General features: G+C 40.9%; 19 protein-coding genes and 1 pseudogene. 10 read left to right on the forward strand and 10 right to left on the reverse strand.

The window, feature by feature from the left end; translation table 11 throughout:
* Window positions 1–107 (forward strand): annotated as a pseudogene (locus tag FTU13_RS14845) (IS5/IS1182 family transposase); the annotation flags it as partial.
* 42 nt (window positions 108–149) lie between these two features.
* Here FTU13_RS14845 and FTU13_RS14850 read toward each other — a convergent pair.
* The 3 genes from FTU13_RS14850 to trxB all read right to left on the reverse strand — a co-directional run bounded on the left by FTU13_RS14850 (window position 150) and on the right by trxB (window position 2,783).
* Entirely contained in the window at window positions 150–965 is an 816-nt protein-coding gene (locus FTU13_RS14850; protein ID WP_111885276.1) for an arginyltransferase, read from the reverse strand.
* Between the two features lie 21 nt (window positions 966–986).
* Window positions 987–1,718: a leucyl/phenylalanyl-tRNA--protein transferase gene (aat, locus tag FTU13_RS14855; protein ID WP_180089343.1), complete on the reverse strand. Its 732-nt coding sequence runs from the start codon at window positions 1,716–1,718 to the stop codon at window positions 987–989.
* A gap of 111 nt (window positions 1,719–1,829) precedes the next feature.
* Window positions 1,830–2,783 carry a thioredoxin-disulfide reductase gene (trxB, locus tag FTU13_RS14860; RefSeq protein ID WP_111885274.1) on the reverse strand — a complete coding sequence of 318 codons (954 nt, stop codon included), beginning with the start codon at window positions 2,781–2,783 and terminating at the stop codon, window positions 1,830–1,832.
* Window positions 2,784–3,035: 252 nt separating this feature from the next.
* Here trxB and FTU13_RS14865 point away from each other — a divergent pair, with 252 nt between their 5' ends.
* Window positions 3,036–6,149, forward strand: coding sequence for a DNA translocase FtsK (locus tag FTU13_RS14865; RefSeq protein ID WP_180092450.1), 3,114 nt, complete (start codon window positions 3,036–3,038; stop codon window positions 6,147–6,149).
* A gap of 41 nt (window positions 6,150–6,190) precedes the next feature.
* Here FTU13_RS14865 and FTU13_RS14870 read toward each other — a convergent pair whose 3' ends face one another.
* The gene (locus tag FTU13_RS14870; RefSeq protein ID WP_180126782.1) at window positions 6,191–7,087 is read right to left on the reverse strand and encodes a LysR family transcriptional regulator; all 897 of its coding nucleotides are present in this window, start codon (window positions 7,085–7,087) and stop codon (window positions 6,191–6,193) included.
* A 104-nt stretch (window positions 7,088–7,191) separates the two neighbouring features.
* Between FTU13_RS14870 and FTU13_RS14875 the strand changes: the two genes are divergently transcribed.
* Window positions 7,192–8,094, forward strand: a complete 903-nt coding sequence (locus FTU13_RS14875) for an AEC family transporter (protein ID WP_180126775.1) — start codon at window positions 7,192–7,194, stop codon at window positions 8,092–8,094.
* 84 nt (window positions 8,095–8,178) lie between these two features.
* Here the strand turns inward: FTU13_RS14875 and FTU13_RS14880 are convergent, their stop codons facing one another.
* The 6 genes from FTU13_RS14880 to FTU13_RS14905 all read right to left on the reverse strand — a co-directional run bounded on the left by FTU13_RS14880 (window position 8,179) and on the right by FTU13_RS14905 (window position 12,757).
* Window positions 8,179–8,466 (reverse strand): PA4642 family protein, encoded by a 288-nt coding sequence (locus FTU13_RS14880; protein WP_067766167.1) that lies wholly within the window; start codon window positions 8,464–8,466, stop codon window positions 8,179–8,181.
* 289 nt (window positions 8,467–8,755) lie between these two features.
* Window positions 8,756–9,028, reverse strand: coding sequence for a cell division topological specificity factor MinE (gene minE, locus FTU13_RS14885; RefSeq protein ID WP_078190039.1), 273 nt, complete (start codon window positions 9,026–9,028; stop codon window positions 8,756–8,758).
* A gap of 2 nt (window positions 9,029–9,030) precedes the next feature.
* A complete protein-coding gene (minD, locus tag FTU13_RS14890; protein WP_067670152.1) occupies window positions 9,031–9,843 on the reverse strand; it encodes a septum site-determining protein MinD in 813 nt (270 codons plus the stop codon).
* A gap of 65 nt (window positions 9,844–9,908) precedes the next feature.
* Window positions 9,909–10,628, reverse strand: a complete 720-nt coding sequence (minC, locus tag FTU13_RS14895) for a septum site-determining protein MinC (protein ID WP_078193110.1) — start codon at window positions 10,626–10,628, stop codon at window positions 9,909–9,911.
* A 125-nt stretch (window positions 10,629–10,753) separates the two neighbouring features.
* A complete protein-coding gene (locus FTU13_RS14900) occupies window positions 10,754–11,818 on the reverse strand; it encodes a preprotein translocase subunit SecA (RefSeq protein ID WP_372491125.1) in 1,065 nt (354 codons plus the stop codon).
* A gap of 15 nt (window positions 11,819–11,833) precedes the next feature.
* Window positions 11,834–12,757, reverse strand: coding sequence for an acyltransferase (locus tag FTU13_RS14905; protein ID WP_180126773.1), 924 nt, complete (start codon window positions 12,755–12,757; stop codon window positions 11,834–11,836).
* Window positions 12,758–13,004: 247 nt separating this feature from the next.
* Here FTU13_RS14905 and FTU13_RS14910 point away from each other — a divergent pair, with 247 nt between their 5' ends.
* From FTU13_RS14910 to FTU13_RS14940, 7 genes are all read left to right on the forward strand, one after another.
* On the forward strand, window positions 13,005–13,637 hold the full coding sequence (locus FTU13_RS14910) for an OmpA family protein (protein WP_078193108.1): 633 nt from the start codon (window positions 13,005–13,007) through the stop codon (window positions 13,635–13,637).
* A 137-nt stretch (window positions 13,638–13,774) separates the two neighbouring features.
* The gene (locus FTU13_RS14915; protein WP_078193107.1) at window positions 13,775–15,814 is read left to right on the forward strand and encodes a UvrD-helicase domain-containing protein; all 2,040 of its coding nucleotides are present in this window, start codon (window positions 13,775–13,777) and stop codon (window positions 15,812–15,814) included.
* 65 nt (window positions 15,815–15,879) lie between these two features.
* Window positions 15,880–16,332 carry a dUTP diphosphatase gene (gene dut / locus FTU13_RS14920; RefSeq protein ID WP_078193106.1) on the forward strand — a complete coding sequence of 151 codons (453 nt, stop codon included), beginning with the start codon at window positions 15,880–15,882 and terminating at the stop codon, window positions 16,330–16,332.
* A 561-nt stretch (window positions 16,333–16,893) separates the two neighbouring features.
* The gene (locus FTU13_RS14925) at window positions 16,894–18,318 is read left to right on the forward strand and encodes a phosphomannomutase/phosphoglucomutase (RefSeq protein ID WP_180126771.1); all 1,425 of its coding nucleotides are present in this window, start codon (window positions 16,894–16,896) and stop codon (window positions 18,316–18,318) included.
* Window positions 18,319–18,328: 10 nt separating this feature from the next.
* Window positions 18,329–19,237, forward strand: a complete 909-nt coding sequence (gene argB / locus FTU13_RS14930; RefSeq protein WP_078190033.1) for an acetylglutamate kinase — start codon at window positions 18,329–18,331, stop codon at window positions 19,235–19,237.
* 209 nt (window positions 19,238–19,446) lie between these two features.
* Entirely contained in the window at window positions 19,447–20,295 is an 849-nt protein-coding gene (locus tag FTU13_RS14935; RefSeq protein WP_180126769.1) for a class II glutamine amidotransferase, read from the forward strand.
* Window positions 20,296–20,558: 263 nt separating this feature from the next.
* Window positions 20,559–21,014: a bacteriohemerythrin gene (locus FTU13_RS14940; RefSeq protein ID WP_078190032.1), complete on the forward strand. Its 456-nt coding sequence runs from the start codon at window positions 20,559–20,561 to the stop codon at window positions 21,012–21,014.
* Window positions 21,015–21,058: the final 44 nt, after the last annotated feature.

Consider the following 21,058-nt stretch of genomic DNA (forward strand, 5'->3'; position numbering starts at 1 on the left):
AAACCTTCAAAATTCTTGCTGAGCGATATCGCAATCGAGGCAAAAGACTAGCATTAAGATTCAATCTAATTGCTGGAATTTATAACTTGGAGCTGAGTGAAAAATGACTTATGAAAGAAATCTATTGAATATCTTTTGTTTGATCCCTTTTATTTAATAATAGGATTGTTCCAGCCGGAAGGTAAGGTGGTCATCAGGGAATCCCCCAGTTGGCTAATTTCTTCTTGGGTCAGTGGTCGGTTGAGTCGACGCCATTGTCCATCAAGCAGAAGTTCCAGTGGAATGTACTGAGATTTATAATTCATTTTTTGCGAATCGGGCACCCAATAGCCCAAGTAGACATATTGCAGTCCAAGCTTTTGTGCATGCTCAATTTGTTTCAGAATGGCAAAAGTACCTAGTGAGCGACGGCTTTCATCAGGATCAAAAAAGGTATATACCGCTGAAATACCATCATCAAGTGGATCACAGGTAGATACACTGATTAGTTGCTCATCCAACCATAGCTCTAAAAAGAAACTGTCAGTGCAGCTATTAATTAAAAATTTTTCAAATTGATCTTGGCTAGGTGGGTACATATCACCATCAGCATGTCGTTCATTGATGTAGCGTTCATACAAGGCATAATGCATTGCATCGGCATCTTGAGGACGGCAAATTTTCACCGTTAAATCTTGATTCCGTTTCCACGCTTTTTTTTGCACGCTGTTCATTTGAAATTCATGAACAGGAACGCGAGAGGATAGACATTGACGACAAAGATGACATTCAGGGCGGTAGACAAAATCCCCACTACGACGAAAACCCATGCGGGAAAGTTCAGATAACGTGACCACATCAATACGATGGACAGGATCAAGAAAGACCATCCGGGCAGATTTATTTTCTAAGTAGCTACAATCATGCGGAGGCGTGATGTAGTACTGTAATTCGTTCAACAGGGACTTCGGTTGATAGGAGTTCATCGTAATATCCCTCTTTTATTGTCATGCGCTGAGACTTGCCCATTGCGCTATTGTTTTACTTGAAAATACACTGTCCTGATACTTTTTCCAATCGATAGAGGGTTGTTTCACAACATCTTGTAACGAATTAAGGTATTGTTGGCGAGAAAGTGTACTCGCACCTAAGCTTAAGAGGTGATCGTTGACCAATTGGCAATCGATCCATGGGAGCTGATTCTCTTGCCCGATGAGCATTAAGGTGTAAAACGCCATTTTAGAGACATCTGTTCGTGTACTAAACATAGACTCGCCAAAGCAGCCATGGCCAATATTAACGCCATAGAGGCCACCGACAACGATCTCGTTTTCCCAAACTTCAATGCTATAAGCATAGCCTGCGTCAAACAGCGCAGAATATCCCTGAATAATATCTTCTGAAATCCATGTTTCATTGGCATAACTACGCGGCAGTGAACATGAGCGAATCACAGTTTCAAACGCATGATTAATGGTGATCTTATAGTCCATTTTTTTCATGCTGCGTAATAACGATTTGCTCGGATGATAGTCCTGCGGTCGAATAATGCAGCGGGGTTCAGGACACCACCAACAAATCGGATCACCTTCACTGAACCATGGGAAAAGACCGTGACTATAGGCTTCAAACAGTGTGGAAGGGGAGAGGTCAGCACCGATGCAAATTAAGCCTTCACCTTCGGGATCGCATTCAACAGGATCGGGGAAAGTAAATTCAGAAGGAGGGAGTATCGGCATGCCAAGCTTCTTATTGAGGTACACGGATATTTATCATACATAAAAAAGCCGACCATCAGGTCGGCTAATTTTTTAAAATTATTTAGCTAAGCAAATGAATGAAGCAAAAGATTATTCGCCGAGTGCATCAAGGTATTTTTCAGCATCGAGTGCAGCCATACAGCCTGAACCTGCAGAAGTAATCGCTTGACGGTAGATACTATCGGCAATATCACCCGCAGCAAATACACCGGGAATAGACGTTTGTGTTGCGTTGCCTGCGGTGCCACTTTGAACTTGGATGTAGCCATCACGTAAGTTCAATTGACCTTCAAAAATACCGCTATTTGGTTTGTGACCAATCGCCACGAACATACCAGTGACATCAACGTTTTGAGTTGAATCATCTTGCGTAGATTTAATACGTACAGAAGTCACACCCGTCGTATCACCAATCACTTCATCCACTTGGTGATTCCAGATGATGCTGATTTTACCTTCTTTTTCTTTTGCAAAAAGATGATCTTGCAGAATTTTCTCTGATCGTAAAGTGTCGCGACGGTGTACAAGAGTGACATGAGAAGCAATGTTTGAAAGATAAAGCGCTTCTTCCACAGCAGTATTACCGCCCCCGACAACCATTACTTTTTGGTTTTTGTAGAAGAAACCATCACAAGTTGCGCAAGCACTTACACCTTGACCCATAAATGCAGCTTCAGATTCAAGACCTAAGTATTGCGCAGTTGCACCTGTACAAATAATCAATGCATCACAAGTGAACTCTTCCATATCGCCTTTAAGTACGAATGGACGAACATTGAGGTCAACTTCGTTGATATGGTCATACACTATTTCTGTGCCAAAACGTTCAGCATGCGCTTGCATTTGTTCCATTAGGGCAGGGCCTGTTAAACCTTCTGCACCACCTGGCCAGTTGTCTACTTCTGTCGTTGTAGTCAATTGACCGCCTAATTGAATACCTGCGATGAGTGTCGGTTTCAGGTTCGCACGGGCAGCGTATACCGCAGCGCTATAACCTGCAGGACCAGAACCTAAAATAATTAGACGTGAGTGACGAGCGCTCATCCGTAGAATCCTTTTTTTATATGATAATTTATGGAATTATACGTCAAAGTTTGAAACGATTGTGTGAGATTAAAGTCGATATTATTGATCATCGAAATCGTTTTGAGCTATATACAATAAAGTTAACAACTATACTTAAATTATCTTGCATCTTTTTTATTGAACAGGTGCATAATAACAGGTTTAGATTCAGCCCATTTTGTTGTGGGTAATGACAAAAACATTCATGAAGAATTGGTTACAGGAACGTATATGACAGCGGTGTCGGGTGCATATGCACAGCGCTTAATAATGACATTATTCCTTGTTTCATTTGGGATATATCTGTTCCTTGCAACAGTCACATATACGCCATTTGATCCGGGATGGATGCATTTATCCAGTGATACTCAGCAAGTTTCAAATGCCAGCGGCGTCGCAGGCGCATGGATAGCTGACTTACTCTATGGATTTTTAGGTTGGGCAAGTCTGCTGATACCTGTCTATTTATTTCTCGAAGCAATTCAAGTCTGGTGGCCACGTAGTTTTCTAAACCGTCCATTTCGCTATGCCGCTCAGTTCTTTATTTTACTGGCAACTTCAAGTTTACTTTTCCTATTTTGGAATGTTCCCGAAGATACTTTAGAAAATGCATCGGGCGGGATTATTGGTTATGAACTGGGTCAAAGTCTTGAACAAATTTTAACGGTCTATGGTGCAGCAATATTTCTTATTGCATTTTGGATCATGTTGTTCACTTTGGCCTTTGGCATCAAGTGGAATAAGACATGGGCAACCATGAAGTCCACACCGGCTTATCTGCAAGATTTGTTCTATCGCAATGTGCCTGAAGGCGACACCGCATTTGACCGTACAGTACCAACGACTAAAAAAGAGAGTGCTGCTGCGCATGCATCAAAAGTGGTTGCACCAGTTACACCCGCCCATGAGCATCATGCTGTAGAGGTTGACCCAGTAGTACGTGATCGTGTTGCTGAGCGTTTATTTGATGATATTGCTGATAAAGAATGTGCAGACAAAGAAGGCAATGCACAGCATTTATCTACGGTAAATTCGCCGGAGACTGCTACACCATCCGATGAAGATTTTGAACATACTTTGGCGAAAGTGCGTCAGCTTGAGCAAGATCAACAACGTGTTGTTGCGACGGGAGAGGTTTGGCGTGCCTTGCATTCAAATGATGACCAACGGCACAAACAAGATATTGATGCTTTACTGAAAGCTGCAGAAGAAGAGCAGCCTGCCAATCAAACTGAATATTTCAACAAAGCAGCGGATGTGCATTCGACTTCTCCGACAGAAGCGGTGCAACCTGCTAAAAAATCAGTGGATTGGGATGATGATGAAATCTTCGATGAGCTGTTAGCGGCTGTCCCGAATGGTAAAACAGCGACGGATGTGCATAGCCCATTTAATACATCGCAAAATGAAAGTCTAGCAACGCATTCAAATGATTTTGCAACAGGTACTGCTGCAACTGTTGTAGGATTAGGTGTGGCAGCTGCACAAACGACAACGCTCACCACACCGAAAAATATCAGTGCTGAAGCTGAATTTAATGATCTCGATGATTTGCTGGTTGAAGAAGCAGAGCGAGCGATAGAACAGGCACAGCCAGTTCGTACAACCAGTAGTTATGCGCAATCTACGCCTTTGGTTCGTGCTGAAATCAATACACAGCCGCAGACTTTTGTATCTGATGATGAAAAAGCCTTAATCAGCTCGAATAAAGATGCTTTCCGTGAAGTGTGGCAAGAAACAGCGGGTAAACCTGAAGACATCGATTTAGATCTCGAAGATGATTTTGACTTTGATGCGCCTTTAACCGATGCCTCTGGTCGTCCAATGTCTCGTGCGATGCAAGTGGCACAAAAACGTTTGGATTTACCGACTTTGCCGGGATTGGAAATATTAGATCCTGTAGATCCGAATAAGAAAGTTAATTTCACTGCAGAGCAATTGTCTCGTTTGTCTGAACTGTTAGAAATTAAGCTGCAAGAGTTTAATGTCAAAGCTAAAGTTGTAGAGGCACAGCCGGGCCCTGTCGTGACACGTTTTGAACTTGATTTGGCACCCGGTGTCAAAGCGTCGAAAGTCACCAATATTTCACGTGACTTGGCGCGTTCGATGTCTATGGCTTCTGTACGTGTGGTGGAAGTGATTCCGGGTAAACCGTATATCGGGATTGAAGTCCCAAATAGTTCACGTGAAATGGTTCGTCTTATTGAGCTGTTAGAAACGCCGGCATACCGTGATCCAAATGCCTTACTTAGTATGGCGATGGGTAAAGATATTTCGGGTAATCCTGTCTTGGCAGATTTGGCGAAAGCACCGCATATGTTGGTGGCAGGTACCACGGGTTCTGGTAAGTCAGTCGCAGTTAATGCCATGTTGTTGTCGATGTTGTTGAAATATACACCTGAGCAACTGCGACTCATCATGATTGACCCGAAACAGTTGGAACTTGCCAACTATAACGATATTCCACATTTATTAACGCCTGTTGTAACCGACATGAAAGATGCGGTGAGTGCATTGAACTGGTGTGTGAATGAAATGGAGCGTCGTTATAAGCTGATGTCTTTGATGAAAGTGCGTAAGCTGACTGACTTTAACCGCAAAATTGAAGAAGCAATGGCCAACGGGGAAGATCTCATCGATCCAACTTGGAAGCCAGATGACTCAGCAACGCAAAGTCGTGCGCCACGTTTACAGCCTATGCCGTTGATCGTAATTGTTGCCGACGAATTTGCTGACATGATCATGCAAGTGGGTAAAAAAGCTGAAGAAATGATTACCCGTCTTGCACAAAAATCACGTGCAGCAGGGATTCATTTGCTGTTGGCGACGCAGCGTCCAACCGTAGATGTGGTCACAGGTTTGATCAAAGCCAATATTCCAACGCGTGCTGCGCTACGAGTTAACAGTAAACTGGATTCACGTACTATCTTAGATGCTGGTGGTGCGGAAGACTTACTGGGTCATGGTGATATGTTGTTCCTCGGACCGGGTAAAATTGAGCCTGAACGAGTACATGGCGCGTTTATTTCAGACGATGAAGTGAACCGTATTTGTGATGCATGGCGTGAGCGCGGTGAACCGAATTATGTCGATGAAATCCTCACGCCTTATGATGAAGAGCCGACATCTCGCGGTTTTGAAGATGGTGATGGTGGATCAGACCGTGATGCGCTGTATGATCAATGTGTTAGTTTCGTTTTGGAAACTCGTAAAGCTTCTACTTCTTCGCTGCAACGTAAATTTAGCCTCGGTTATAACCGTGCTGCACGTATCATCGACCAAATGGAAGAAAATGGTATCGTAAGTAGTATGGGGCCAAATGGTAAACGAGATATCTTGGTCTAAGTTCTAAAACAAAAAACCTGCTTCGGCAGGTTTTTTTATTTTTAGATTGAGAACTCATCTTGGTAGAACATGCACTGGGCCAGTTCGATAAAGGCTTTGCAGGCAGGGCTCATGAGTTTTTGATTTTTTACGGCGAGTCCAATTTGCCGTTGGGTATTTGGAAAGAGTGGACGTTTGACCACATGTGGATGCAATGCCAACAGCTCAGTAGGCATCGCCATATCTGCAACAATAGCAATCCCTTCCTGTAAATTCACCATATTTAAAATGGTTAACAGTTGCGACATTTGATAGGTAATTTTAGGTTGTATGTGGTGTTGTTTAAGCAGTTTTTCCACATGGGACTGGCTGCCTGCACGGGTCATAATAAAGGGGTAGTTTTGTAGGTCTTGGATATTTAAATGGCTGTGTTTGGAAACTGAATAACTATCTGGAATCAAGGCAATGAAAATATCTTGAATTAAGGGGAAGGTGAACAGTTGCGGCTTAGGGAGTACGGCAAAACCAACATCAATCTGACGTTCAGAAATCCAACGAGACACTTCTGCATCAGTACCTTCTTCGACATAGATTTCAATGTGTGGATAGCGCTCTCTATATGCCTTTAATAGCTCTGGAAGCAGATGAATCGAACTAGAAGAACCAAAAGAGCCAATTCTCAGCGTTCCTTGTTGAATACCATGTGCGGCATGCACTTCTTGTTGCATGATTTGTGCGGTATTGATGACTTCTTTAGCATGCAGTAATAACTGCTGACCAATATGAGTCAGGCTAATTTCGCCTTGTTCACGGCTAAATAAGCTGACATTCCAATGTTGTTCTAAACACTTTAGGGCATGAGAGACAGCTGACTGAGTAATTCCCAGCTGTCGAGCAGCGAGAGTAAAGCTTTGTTGTTCTGCGACTTTAATAAAAATTTCAAGCTGAGAAAATGTCATTGCCATGAGTAATTACTCATTTTGTTATGAGTCTAGATGAGGATTATATTGTGCTACATAAATGGTTAAAGATGAAATAGCTACTTTATTTCAAGGCGTACAGCATGAATATCGTCGTCGCATTGTTTCCCCTCGTTGCATTAATCGCGATGGGCTATGTGCTTAAATACACACAGTTTGTTCAGGATGAATTTTGGGCAAATTCAGAAAAACTTAATTACTACGTTTTATTTCCTGTGCTGCTTTTTTTGAATGTATCAGCCGTGCAATTGGATATGAACACCGTTTCACGAATGTTGACAGTACTGCTTGCGGGCACCAGTTTGATCAGCATTGTGTTGTGGGGGATCAAGCAGTTTATGCATATCCCCGTGCAGCGTTTTGGCGTGTATATCCAAAGTCATATCCGTTTTAATACCTATATTGGTTTATCCCTTATGGGCGCTTTATTTGGCTCCACAGGCATGCAGATGTTTGCCATGTTAATTGCCGTTGCAGTGCCCTTAGTCAATATTATTTCAGTATTGGCCTTCTCAAATTTAAGTGTGAAGCAATTGAGGCAGATCTGTCAGTCCATCGCAAAAAATCCCTTAATTTTAGGCTGTGTGGCAGGGGTATTGTTTAATTTATCAGGCTTGAGTCTGTTTCATGGCTTACCTGAATTATTAAAAATATTGGCAGCCATGAGTTTACCGCTCGGACTACTTTCTGTTGGGGCAGCATTACAGTTTCAGCAAATGCGCGCCGATCTACGTCGTTTAAGTTTAAATACGATAGGGCGTCTCATGTTAATGCCATGTATTGCTTATCTATTGAGTACTTGGATGGGTTTGACTGATTTTGAGCGGATGATTTTAGTGGTCTTTTTTGCTTTGCCAACTGCATCTTCGTCTTATATTTTGACACGCTATTATCAAGGCGATTCACAACTGATGGCGGCCATTATTAGTCTACAAACTATTGGTTTTGGCTTAATGTTTCCATTGCTCATGTTGATCGTGCATTGATCATGCTGAAATACAATAACGCTGATTTTAAATAAGATAAAAAAAAGCCCGCATCATGCAGGCTTTTTTTTTCGGTACTCGAAATTAAGCAAATTTTGCCAATACTTCGAGGAAACCTGCGCTTTGACGTGGATATTGAGCAATCACGTCATGAATACGCTGACCTTCAGGATTAGTTGCGTTCACATCACGACCATCGGCAACGAATTGAGTCAAAAGACGCTCATAGTCATTTGGACGCATATGTTTGAAAGCATGGTAAAGCACGTGAAAGTCGCCATTCACTCCTTCAGGAGGAAGCTGAGTAAGGTAGGCAAATACACGCTCATCTGACCATTCTTCGTTGAACGTTGCTGGCTGAGATAATGCCATCGCAATCTCCTTGCTGGTTTAAAAATACAAAAAAGGCAAAAATGAGTACGCAAGTAAAATGGTTTTATTCGCCATCTCTAAGTTAAGCGACTCATTTTATGGTTGGATCTAAAGTTATTTTTTTTATCCCGTTTACTCGAAGCAAAGCTTTTGATCTAACACAGGAATAAAACTAATCCAGCCCACTCGAAGCAAAGCTTCTCATCTTGCGGCTGGGTAAAGCAGCGCTTTACTGATCCAGCCTCACATTTTGCCTTGATTCAATTTACTTGGCTAATCAGAATTCAGATTAACGTTCTTCAGGCAAATTGATATTCATTTCAAGCATTTCAATATTCGCTTCAGAACGAACAGACATTTGAATATGTTGCTCATCTACACCACGAACATAGCGGTTTACCACTTGCATGATTTCTTTTTTCATCATGTCAATCTTGTCTTGGCTAAGGCGTTTACCTAAACCATTTTCAGATGCCACGATGACTTTTAAACGGTCTTTTGCCGTTTGTGCGCTTGACGGTTTCTCGTCGCTGCTAAAAAGTTTGCTCCAGAATCCTGCCATGATTACGCTCCAAATAGACGTGCTAACCAACCCTTAGGTTTTACCGTAATGTGACGGTAAGGGCGCTCTTCACCAAGGAAACGTGCAACAAGGTCATCATACGCTTGGCCAGCCGCTTCTTCTGTAAACAGAATCACTGGTTTACCTTCGTTCGATGCTTGTAGAACGCTTTTACATTCAGGAATAACACCTAAAGTCGGTACGCGTAAAATATCTTTTGAAATGTCATCAATCGTCAACATCTCTTGTTTATCCGCACGTTCTGGATTGAAACGTGTAATACATAGATGCTTACGGATACGACCTTCGTTTTGTTCGACTTTTTTGGTTTTGCTGTCGAGCATACCAATAATACGGTCAGAGTCACGTACCGAAGAAATTTCTGGGTTCGTCACAATGATCGCTTCATCAGCATGATACATTGCTAAAATTGCACCACGTTCGATACCCGCAGGTGAGTCACAAATAATGTAATCAAACTCTTGAGAAAGTTCGTCCATTACACGAGCTACACCTTCATCTGTTAACGCGTCTTTATCACGTGTTTGAGATGCTGGCAGAATGTAGAGATTTTCAATATCTTTATCGCGAATAAGCGCTTGTTGTAATCGAGCTTCGTTATTCAAAACGTTTACAAAGTCATATACAACGCGGCGTTCACAGCCCATGATCAAGTCAAGGTTACGTAAACCCACATCAAAGTCGATCACAACAGTTTTGTGGCCGCGAAGGGCTAAACCTGTTGCAAAAGATGCGCTTGTAGTTGTTTTACCTACGCCACCTTTACCTGATGTTACGACAACAATTTTCGCCACCGAATCCACTCCTGTTATGGTTTAAATCCCCTTTTTTAATTAGGGGTTTGGTGATTATTTATACATTAAAATTGCAAAGCTTCAAATACTAGCTCTTGCTGGTCATTCAAATAAATATGTACTGGCTGTTTGACCACATGAGGTGGAATATCATCAGCGACACAGTAAGTCCCTGCTATTGAAACCAATTCAGCTTCTAATGAATGGCAGAAAATACGTGCAGCCGTGTTCCCACCAGCTCCGGCAATGACTCTACCACGAGCACTACCATAAATATGTATATTTCCTGAAGCAATTACTTCTGAACCACTATTAATCCCAGCATTAATAATGATATCGCCATGGTCTTGGACTAAACATTGACCTGTACGTAAGATTTCATTGTGATACGACGTAGCATGACGAATGGTCGGTACTTCGACTGCAGCAATTTTATCTTCGGTTTTTTCTTCTGCAGGTGCGGGTTCTTCAACCACTTGTTCGCGTGTCGGTTTAACTTGTTGTAGTTTGCGATCCGCAGGAACTACGGGAAATTGGATAGCACGTGCTTGGTCCGATAGCGGACCTTCAGTGACACCAATCGGTTGAATTTCAATACTAATAAGTAGTTGAATCAGTGCAATTAGTTCTTGATCAACCGTACTTTCAATCACGGCTAATGTTCCGGGTGGAAAAGCCTTTTGGAACATTGGAGTAAGTTGCTGGCGGATCGCATCATGATCATTGGTATCGAGGTGAATGCGAATCGCATTGACCATTTTGCCTTTTATCCGTATATCAGCCATATTGAATCCTTGAGACTTCTAACTATTACTTTTGTGCCGAAGTAGTTATGTTGTAAATAGAGCAAATCCTAGAACAATTTGCATGAATACTCTAGCGGAGTTCGCAATTATTTTTGACTAAGTGTTTATTCTGTAGCTTGGTCCTGTTCCTGCATAATCTGCTGCCACTGTTTTACTTTCACTTGCTTACGAATAGCCTCTAGACTTTCAAAAACCGCAGAGCGAACCAACTCATCCAGCTGGGCATTATTTTCGATTTCAATACGGCTAACACGCTGTGAAATGTCTAAATATAGATTGGGTTTTTGAGCCGTCGATGTATTGGGATAAGCCAATGGGGAAATTAAACCTTGGGTAATATTTTCACCCAAACGTTGCCCGATACTTTGAATCTGCTGTTCAATGCGGCTGCCAACGATTGGCACTAAGCGCAATAGCTGCGTGAGTTCTGGAGTGTCTTCGATGGCCTGACTGACGATTTGTCCGACATTTTTGGCGATCAATTCACGTTCAGTACGTAGCTCTTTACTTAAATTTTCTTGCAAAATTTCGGCCAAGACTTGGGTGAACATCTCACGGTGATGCTGCACAAGATTACTAATTAGGTCTTTATGGGTTGTACTGGTATTGAGCTCATGCTTAACACCATCTAACACGGTAAGTACCACACGATCTGACAGTTCTTCCATCACGACTCGATAGTAGAACAATGCCTTTTTCTGCCATGCAGAAGGCACGATTTGATAGCCCATTTCATACAGTCGATAAGCAATAATGCCCGCACGAAATAAACGCAGGAAACGTAAATGCGGCACAATAGCTAAAATTTCGTACCAATGTATAAACGGGAAGAAGAACCAGCGCTGATGGTGCTTGTTGATGATGGCAATCGCCCAGCGCACCAACAATTCTACAATCAAAAAGATAATGAACCACGCTTCGGTAGTAATCACCCATGGATGTAAATGTTCACGGTAAAAACTCAGCACATCGGGCAGGTGGATACTGTTAAAGAACCAACTGCCAAGATTGCTCATGAGGAAAAAGTTCATGCACAGGCAGAACAAGTTAAAAACAATAATAAACACCATGAATATGTCATAAATCAAAAACAGTTTGAATGACCAACTGTTTGGATTGACATGATGATATTTAGATTTCTTGTTTTGCGGCATGCTGTTCTGCGACATAAAACTTCTTCTTAATTATTCAGTAACTGAGTATTTAGCTTTCATACGAGTAATGAGTTGGTCTTTCTCCGTCCACAGCTCATCTACCCAATGCTGAAATTTTTCACGGAATTCTGCATCATCTTCATAGTTGCCGCCATGCACCCACGTTGGAATTTCAATTTTACGTAAATCCACGGCGATACGCGGAACTTCACCGAGCCAAAATTCGCCATAACCTGGTACACCATTTGGATAGACGATGGTCATATCCACGAGAGCATCAACTTGATCCCCTAAAATATTGAGTGCTAGTGCTAAACCACCCGCTTTCGGCTTAAGAAGGTTTTGATACGGTGATTGCTGCTGCGCATGTTTTTCAGGGGTAAAGCGAGTGCCTTCCAAATAGTTCAGCAGGGTAAAAGGCTGGCTCAATAACTGTTCACAAGATTTACGCGCTTCTTCCATATCTCGATATTTAAGTTCAGGATTTTTCGCGATTTGTTCTTTGCTGTGTCGTTTCATCATTGGAAAGCCTAAAATTTTAAAAGCTTGTCCAACAAATGGAATGAAAATGAGTTCCCATTTGGTAAAGAAACGCGTCAGTGGCATACGGGTTAAACCAAAATATTGGTTAACTGTTGTATCGACCCAACTCTGATGGTTACAGGTCATGAGATAGCGACCATGCAAATTTAAGTCGAGGCCTTCATCGATGGTGATATCCCATTTTGTGTTGGGTAAAACGTGATCAATTAACCAGTTATTAACCATGAGCCAACTGTTGGTAATTTTTATGTTGGTTTCATCAACCTTTTTTGATTTTTTAAAGAGTTTGGTTAGACCAAGGGCTAGTACAGGAGGACCATGGAAAAAAGTACTGCCTGTCATAACTGAACCGACGGTAAGTCCTTTGCTAATTTTTTTTAGTGTCGGTTGCTTATTTGTTTGAGATGACATATAAAAAGTCCTAGCGGAAATTGTCCAAATAATGATTTATTCTAATAAATATAGTTCGAGTTGATTAAATAAAAAAGGGCATCTGCAGAACTGTGAAGAAATTGTGATGGAATTAACAAATAAATCTCGTATTCATATTACAAATTGTAACTAAACGTTTTATTATTAACAAAAAATCAATGGTTCAGCCATTTGTTTTACTTCATCATTTCAACCATACAACAAAACACAAAGAAGGAGGCATGCAATGCGTGCACTAGTAATTTCGGCAGTAGTTGGGGCAATGGCACTTACTGGTTGTCAAAACATGGAATATGACAAAGCAGCAATCGGTACTGGTCTAGGTGCTCTTTTAGGCGCTGGTATTGCTTATTCTAATGCTGATAAAGACAAAATGGGTCAAGCAGCTGCAATTGGTGCTGTAGTTGGTGGTGGTGCAGGTCTTCTTCTTGATAAGAAAGAAAAACGTCTTAAACAAGAATTGGCTGGTACTGGTGTTGACGTAGGTCGTAATCCAGATGGTTCGATCAACCTTGTTATGCCATCAGTAACTTTCGCAACTAACTCTTCAACTATTCAATCTCAGTTCCAATCTGCGTTGAATGACGTTGCTAAAGTATTGCGTGAAGACGGTACTGCAAACAAACTTGCAATCGTTGTACATGGTCACACAGACAACACTGGTACTGATGCGATCAACAACCCACTTTCTCAAAACCGTGCAAATTCAGTGAAAAACTACCTAGCGTCTCAAGGTATTTCTTCAACTCGTATTACTGCACGTGGTTACGGTTCAACTTCTCCAGTAGCGGATAACTCAACTGCTGCAGGTCGTGAACAAAACCGTCGCGTAGAAATCTCAGTTTACGAAACTAAATAAGTTTTAGTTCGAAACGAAAGGCCACCCTCGGGTGGCTTTTTTTATGGCATTTTTAATGACCGATAAAATACATTTTGCATTAGGCAAGATCGTTTCAGATGACTATAATCATCCTCGAATTAATAAGAGGAAAGACTATGTCACTGGCAAGTCAGTTGAACGACAAGCAACTTGAAGCAATGAAATACACTCAAGGACCCTTGTTAGTACTTGCAGGGGCAGGTTCAGGCAAAACATCGGTGATTACCCGTAAAATTGCCTATTTGGTGAAGCATTGTGGTATTCCTGCGCACCGTATCACCGCGATGACCTTTACCAACAAAGCTGCGCGTGAAATGAAAGAGCGTGTGACGAAGCTGATGAGCCGTGAAGAGGCAAAAGGGCTGTCGGTTTCTACATTCCATAACTTCGGGCTAAACATGCTCCGTTTGGAATTAAAAAATACACCACTGAAAAATAACTTTTCAATTTTAGATGCAGATGACTGCAAACGCATTTTGATGGACTTAATGCATCGCGACAATTTATCCGGTGCAGAAAGTAAAGAGCTGATTGCCAAAGCCATGAAAATGATTTCAGATTGGAAAAACGATCTGATTCCACCTGAGCAAGCGCATACCACCTGTGAAACAGCAGAAGACGTTCAATTTGCGCATTTGTATCAACTGTATGAGCGTAATTTACGTGCGTACAATGCCGTTGATTTTGATGATTTGATTGTCATGCCGACGCGCTTATTACAAGAAAATGCAGAAGTGCGTGATCGTTGGCAGAATCGAATCCGCTATTTATTGGTCGACGAATATCAAGATACCAACACCGCGCAATATATTTTGGTGAAATTACTCGTGGGTGTCATGGGACAGTTCACCGCGGTAGGTGATGATGACCAATCGATTTATGCATGGCGTGGTGCGAAGCCTGAGAATATGGCTTTATTGAAGGAAGATTTCCGTAATCTGAAAGTGATTAAGCTTGAGCAAAACTATCGTTCGACCAGTCGTATTTTAAAAGCTGCCAATACAGTTATTGGCAATAACCCACATATTTTCGATAAAAAGCTTTGGTCAGATAAAGGCCATGGTGAAGTGATCCGCGTGATTACTTGTCGTAATGACGATGATGAATCAGAACGCGTCGTAAAAGACTTGATTACGCACAAGCTGATGAACGGTAAAAATTGGAAAGACTACGCCATTTTATACCGTGGTAATTTCCAAGCGCGTGCTCTAGAGACACAGCTACGCCAAATGCAGATCCCGTATAAATTATCGGGTGGTCAGTCTTTCTTCGCTCGTGCTGAAATTAAGGACTTGATGAGCTACTTGCGTCTGATCATTAACCCTGAAGATGACAGCGCATTCTTACGAATTATCAATACACCAAAACGTGCGATTGGTCCTGTGACTTTGGAAAAGCTTGGTCTATTTGCGCAGGAAAGTAATTTGTCTTTGCTCAGTGCAGCAGGGGATCAGCGCTTGAGCATGGCGATTCCGAAAAAAGCTACAACCCAATTGGCTGAATTTGCAGACTTTATTTCGACCTTTACCCGTGAATTATTAGAAGATGATGAGCCTGTTCCCATTATTCGTCGCATGATGATTGAAGCAGGTTATATCGACTATGTTAAAGAGTCTGCTGCTACACCTGCGCAGGAAAAAACCAAACTGGATAATATTGAAGTGCTATATAGCAGTATTCAAAGTTTGATAAACCGCGCTGAAGATGTAGATGAAAAGAACATTGAAAGTGTGATTCGTAAAATGGTGCTGCTCGATATGTTAGAACAGCAACAAGAAGAAGAAGACACAGATAAAGTCAATTTGTTAACACTTCATGCGTCGAAAGGTCTGGAATTTCCATTCGTTTATTTGATTGGTCTGGAAGAAGAAATTCTACCGCATAAAAACTCCATTGCTGCCGACACGGTTGAGGAAGAACGTCGACTGATGTACGTAGGGATTACTCGTGCACGTCAAGGCTTAACCATGACTCTAGCAGAGCAACGTAAAGCCGGTGGTCAAATGCGACAAATGACACCAAGCCGTTTCTTGGACGAACTGCCACAAGATGAATTGGAGTGGTTAGGGCGCAAGAAAAAGCTGGCTGGGGATATCGATCCTAAACAGCAAGCACAGCATTATTTAGAAAATTTACGCGCGCTGATTAAGCGTTAAAGCTTAATGCGTAGAATATTTTATTTATTTTTTTGAAATTCGTTTTATTGAAACAGGAATGAACCATGAAAGTTCAAGTTAAAGTTCTCGACACACGTTTAGGTACGGAATGGCCAATGCCAACTTATGCAACAGCAGGTTCAGCAGGTCTTGATCTACGTGCATGTGTAGAAGAAACCACCGTGATTGAACCGGGTCAAACTGTTCTGGTAAAAACAGGCCTATCGATTTATATCGAAGATACGCAGTATGCAGGTTTAATTCTGCCACGTTCAGGCTTAGGTCATAAACACGGAATCGTGTTGGGTAACTTGGTCGGTTTAATTGATTCTGACTATCAAGGTGAATTGATGGTATCTGTTTGGAACCGTAGCCAAACGGCATTTAGCCTAGAGCCGGGTGAGCGTTTAGCACAATATGTTTTAGTGCCAGTTGTACAAGCTCAGTTTGATATTGTGGATGAGTTTGAAGCCACTGAACGAGGAGCTGGCGGTTTTGGTCATACAGGTAAAAACTAATCAGCGCAAGACTTTTGCTCCAGTGTGTTGACAAGTAAATGCCTACAATCAAGTAGCGAATAAAAAACCATCCTCGTGATGGTTTTTATTTATATCATTTTATTTAAATTTTAATTTATTCAAATTCAAATCTATATTTAGAGTATTTTGGATATTATTAGGATTTTTAATTCTGATGAGTTTACTTGGTTTATATTTTAGGGGTGAGGGTAAAGAATAATTAGAATTTTGTGTATTGGTTTAAATTTGATCGATTTACTATATTTATACACATTTGAATAAATAATCAAAAATATTTGAAAAGTAAAATATTTAAGACTAAATGATAAATTGATATTTTTATTAATGTAAGGTATTGATTTAATTTTAAAAATAAATTATTGGATAAATGTGAGTGTAATTTTTAGATCAGTATTTAAATATTATTAATTGATTGTTAACTAATTTTGTTATAAAAAAGCTACACTTTTTTTCAGGATTTTATCCTTTAATTAAAAGCTTAAATTCTCAATAGAATTTTAGATTTTTTAATTAATAAAGATGTAATTAGAAGAACATAGTATGGGTTCACTGTTTAGTCACTTTCCGCAACATATTTTTCGTGCATATGACATTCGCGGGAAAATATCGCTCTTAAATGCTGATTTAGTTCAGTCAATTGCTTGTGGCTTAGTCAAACAATATTTAGATGTAGGGCAAAAGAGACTTGCCATTGGCTATGATGCGCGTTTAACCAGTCCAACCTATGCAAAAATAATTCAAAAAGTCTGCCATGAGGCTGGCCTTGAAGCGGAAATTATTGGCTGCTGCTCAAGCCCGATGTTGTATTTTATTGCGGGACAATTTCAAGGCAATGGCATTATGGTGACGGCGAGCCATAATCCAAAATCAGATAATGGTATCAAGTGGATTATCAAAGGTGAGCCACCTTGTCCAGAGATGATTCAACACGTTGCAGTCGAAGCACGAAATTGTTTTTCATCGGAACGTGTGCATTTGATGACTGAACTTGAGCCACACGAAATCAAGCCTGAATATTGTTTGGCCTATCAGAAATTTATTTTAGATGACATTCATTTACAGCAACCGCTTAAAGTTGTGATCGATGGCATGCATGGTTCAGCTGGGCATTGTGCAGCCTTATTATTAAATAAATTAGGCTGTGAAGTTTTGGCATTACGTTGCCAAGCTGATGGACATTTCCCTGATCATGCTCCAGATCCATCACAGCTCAAACATTTAACTCACCTTCGCCAAGCCATACAGTTGCAAAAGGCTGATATTGGTATTGCTTTAGATGGTGATGGTGATCGTTTAGTGCTGATTGATGAGACTGGCAAAGTTGTTTCTGCAGATCGATTATTGTGTTTATTTGCTGAAATTTGTTTGACTCAAAAACCACATGCAGAGGTGGTATTTGATGTGAAATGTTCAACGATGATTCGCGATACTGTGTGTGATCTAGAAGCACAGCCTGTCATGATTCGAACGGGCAGTAGTTTCTTGCGAAAATATATTTCCCAATCTAAAGGCAAAGCGGTTTTTGGCGGAGAGTACGCAGGGCATTATGTTTTTAATGACGGCCGCGGCGGCGGTTATGACGATGGTCTATATGCTGCACTAAGAGTCTTAGAATATATTCAAGCTCAGGGACTGACATTGTCAGAAGCTTTGGCGAAATATCCAGAGCGCTTTAGTACCGAAGATTTATATGTCAGTACGCATCAGCATGATCCAGCGGAAGTTTTAAAGCAGGTTGAAGCCAATTCTACGCGAATTCTGGCACAAATCAGTAAAATTGATGGAATACGCCTTGATTTTGATGATGGATTTGGCATCATTCGAGCATCGAATACAGGTGAGTATTTCACTTTACGCTTTGATGCCAACTCATCAGCACGCTTAAAAGAAATACGAGATCTGTTTGTTTCCATGTTAGTTGAGCACTATCCAGACATTGCTCATGACATTCCAGATGCTCAATAAGGAGAGGCAAATGCCACATCAACATACTGGCATCGACAAAGCACAAATCCTGACGGAAGCTTTGCCGTATATTCAACGTTTTGCGGGTAAGACGCTGGTAGTGAAGTATGGTGGTAATGCCATGACCGATCCTGAGCTTGAGAGCTCATTTGCACGTGATATCGTGCTGCTGAAAACGGTTGGTCTAAATCCGATTGTGGTACATGGCGGTGGTCCACAAGTGGATTCATTCCTCAAACAATTAGGCCGTGAGTCTGATCGTATCGACGGTATGCGCGTGACTGATCCTGCAACGATGGAAGTTGTCGAGATGGTCTTGGGCGGCAGCGTGAACAAATCGATTGTGAACTTAATCAATAAACACGGTGGCCGTGCAATTGGTTTAACGGGTAAAGATGGTAATTTGATCCGTGCGCAAAAATTATTGATGGAAAAAACTGCCGAAGATGGTTCAGTAAAACAGATTGATTTAGGTCTAGTTGGCGAAGTGGTTGGTGTGAAAACTGACGTACTTGAAATGTTTACCCAAAGCGATTTTATTCCTGTGATTGCACCATTAGGTGTAGACGAAGACGGCAATACCTATAACATCAATGCTGACTTGGTTGCAGGTAAAGTGGCGGAAGCATTGGGTGCGGAAAAGCTAATTTTATTGACCAATATCACGGGTGTTTTAGACGAAAATAAAAATCTGCTGACTGGGTTAACCACCCAAGAAGTCGATCGTTTGATTGAAACTGGCGTGATCTATGGCGGCATGATTCCGAAAGTTGGCTGTGCATTAGATGCAGTCAAAGGCGGCGTAATCAGCGCGCATATTGTTGATGGTCGTGTACCTCATGCAACATTACTTGAAATCTTTACAGATCATGGTGTGGGTACATTAATCACCAATCGAACCAATGTGAAAAAAGCTTAAGATACTTAGCATTTTTTGATATAAAAAAGCCTCTTTTGAGGCTTTTTTCTTATTTATCAGTTGGGTAAGTGAGATTTGTAAAGATCAAATAATGTATTTGCCTTGTTGGATTATAAAAACTCTTATAATGGCGCCGATTTTAGATTTACAACAACTAAAACTGTCATGCACAATAGAGAAATCATAGATTTACTGCAGAAATGATCGATATGTGCCAGCTGCTCGGAATGAATTGTGCGACTCCTACCGATATTACTTTTTCGTTTCGGGGATTTTCGCAGCGAGCAGGAATTACCTCAGATCATTGTGATGGCTTTGGTATCGCTTTTTTTGAAGATAAAGCATGTCGTTTATTTGTCGACAATCAATCTGCTGTAGAGTCTCCGATTGCTGAGCTGATCCGAAACTACCCGATTAAATCTCGCAATGTGATTGCACACATTCGTAAAGCGACACAAGGCAAAATTAATCTTGAAAACTCACATCCATTTAGTCGTGAATTGTGGGGCAGACAGTGGATTTTTGCGCATAATGGCGACCTGCATGGCTTTCAGCCCGGGCTCACGGGGCGCTTCACTCCCGTCGGCAATACCGACAGTGAATTGGCCTTTTGCTATTTGCTCGAGCAAATGGTGAAACGTTTTGGTTATACCGAACCAACACTCGATCAGGTGTTTGATCTGTTATTAGAAATTTCTCCGAAAATTGCAGAACATGGCACCTTTAATTTTTGTTTGTCGAATGGGCAGGCGCTATTTAGTTATGCGATTACCAAGCTGCATTGGCTGGTTCGAGAGTTCCCATTTCAACCTGCACAGTTGATTGATATTGATGTTGAAGTCGATTTTAGTGAAGTCACCACGCCTGAAGACCGTGTTGCCGTGATTACCACTGAACCCCTAACGCAAAACGAAGTTTGGACAGCATTTGAGCCGGGTGAAATGATTTTATTTCAACATGGCCGTCCGATACGTGCTGCAAAGACGGTTGTTGAACGTTTAGAACGTGAGCGGCTGGACCCATCTTTAAAACGCGTCACACGTGCAGATCAGTATTAATTTTGAATGAAAGATATTCATTATAAAAATGAATATCTTACACTTTATTGAATTAAGGGTGTTTTCTAAGATATTGAATTGATTAAAAAATATCTTAGCTTTATACTCGGGATTAAATAAATTAACATAATAAAAACAATTGATTACAATATAAATGGCAGTATTTCAATTAAAACCAACCTTTTTACTTCATTTTTATTTAAGTTCTTTAATTATATGATGAAATTTACGTGATAAGTCCTTCATATTTATAGGTGGTCGTAATGAAAATGAAATGGGTTCCAGAATACAATACTGGTATCGATGTGATTGACGATCAACACAAACGGATTCTTGACTACATCAATGAAATTGATGGCATTGACGCAAATACAGATCGTGATCGTGTAAAACAAATTCTGGAAAACATTATTGATTACACGCAATCACATTTTACCTTCGAAGAATCTTTACAAGAAGAAGCGGGTTATAAATATCGTGTGCCACATAAACGCGTACATGATTTATTTATTAAAAAAATTGAATCTTACCGTGACCGTTTTGAAATGGGGCATGCGATTGAAAATGAATTACATGAAGTGCTTTCAAAATGGCTGATTAACCATATTCAGCACGATGATGCTGATTATGTCGGTGCTGTTAAAGAAAATATGATGGGTATCATCAAAGAAAAAGAAAAGAAAAAAGGCAAAAATTGGTTTGCACGTTTCTTTTCATAACCTCAAAAAATGAAATAAAAACAATTAAATTCTAATAATATCAT

It is taken from the genome of Acinetobacter sp. YH12064 (genome assembly GCF_013419735.1).
GTDB classification, from domain to species: domain Bacteria; phylum Pseudomonadota; class Gammaproteobacteria; order Pseudomonadales; family Moraxellaceae; genus Acinetobacter; species Acinetobacter amyesii.

Coding starts and splice junctions, on each gene's coding strand:
- FTU13_RS14850 (WP_111885276.1), bottom strand. CDS start 965: ATGAACTCCTATCAACCGAAGTCCCTGTTGAACGAATTACAGTACTAC.
- aat (WP_180089343.1), bottom strand. CDS start 1,718: ATGCCGATACTCCCTCCTTCTGAATTTACTTTCCCCGATCCTGTTGAA.
- trxB (WP_111885274.1), bottom strand. CDS start 2,783: ATGAGCGCTCGTCACTCACGTCTAATTATTTTAGGTTCTGGTCCTGCA.
- FTU13_RS14865 (WP_180092450.1), top strand. CDS start 3,036: ATGACAGCGGTGTCGGGTGCATATGCACAGCGCTTAATAATGACATTA.
- FTU13_RS14870 (WP_180126782.1), bottom strand. CDS start 7,087: ATGACATTTTCTCAGCTTGAAATTTTTATTAAAGTCGCAGAACAACAA.
- FTU13_RS14875 (WP_180126775.1), top strand. CDS start 7,192: ATGAATATCGTCGTCGCATTGTTTCCCCTCGTTGCATTAATCGCGATG.
- FTU13_RS14880 (WP_067766167.1), bottom strand. CDS start 8,466: ATGGCATTATCTCAGCCAGCAACGTTCAACGAAGAATGGTCAGATGAG.
- minE (WP_078190039.1), bottom strand. CDS start 9,028: ATGGCAGGATTCTGGAGCAAACTTTTTAGCAGCGACGAGAAACCGTCA.
- minC (WP_078193110.1), bottom strand. CDS start 10,628: ATGGCTGATATACGGATAAAAGGCAAAATGGTCAATGCGATTCGCATT.
- FTU13_RS14900 (WP_372491125.1), bottom strand. CDS start 11,818: ATGTCGCAGAACAGCATGCCGCAAAACAAGAAATCTAAATATCATCAT.
- FTU13_RS14905 (WP_180126773.1), bottom strand. CDS start 12,757: ATGTCATCTCAAACAAATAAGCAACCGACACTAAAAAAAATTAGCAAA.
- FTU13_RS14910 (WP_078193108.1), top strand. CDS start 13,005: ATGCGTGCACTAGTAATTTCGGCAGTAGTTGGGGCAATGGCACTTACT.
- FTU13_RS14915 (WP_078193107.1), top strand. CDS start 13,775: ATGTCACTGGCAAGTCAGTTGAACGACAAGCAACTTGAAGCAATGAAA.
- dut (WP_078193106.1), top strand. CDS start 15,880: ATGAAAGTTCAAGTTAAAGTTCTCGACACACGTTTAGGTACGGAATGG.
- FTU13_RS14925 (WP_180126771.1), top strand. CDS start 16,894: ATGGGTTCACTGTTTAGTCACTTTCCGCAACATATTTTTCGTGCATAT.
- argB (WP_078190033.1), top strand. CDS start 18,329: ATGCCACATCAACATACTGGCATCGACAAAGCACAAATCCTGACGGAA.
- FTU13_RS14935 (WP_180126769.1), top strand. CDS start 19,447: ATGTGCCAGCTGCTCGGAATGAATTGTGCGACTCCTACCGATATTACT.
- FTU13_RS14940 (WP_078190032.1), top strand. CDS start 20,559: ATGAAAATGAAATGGGTTCCAGAATACAATACTGGTATCGATGTGATT.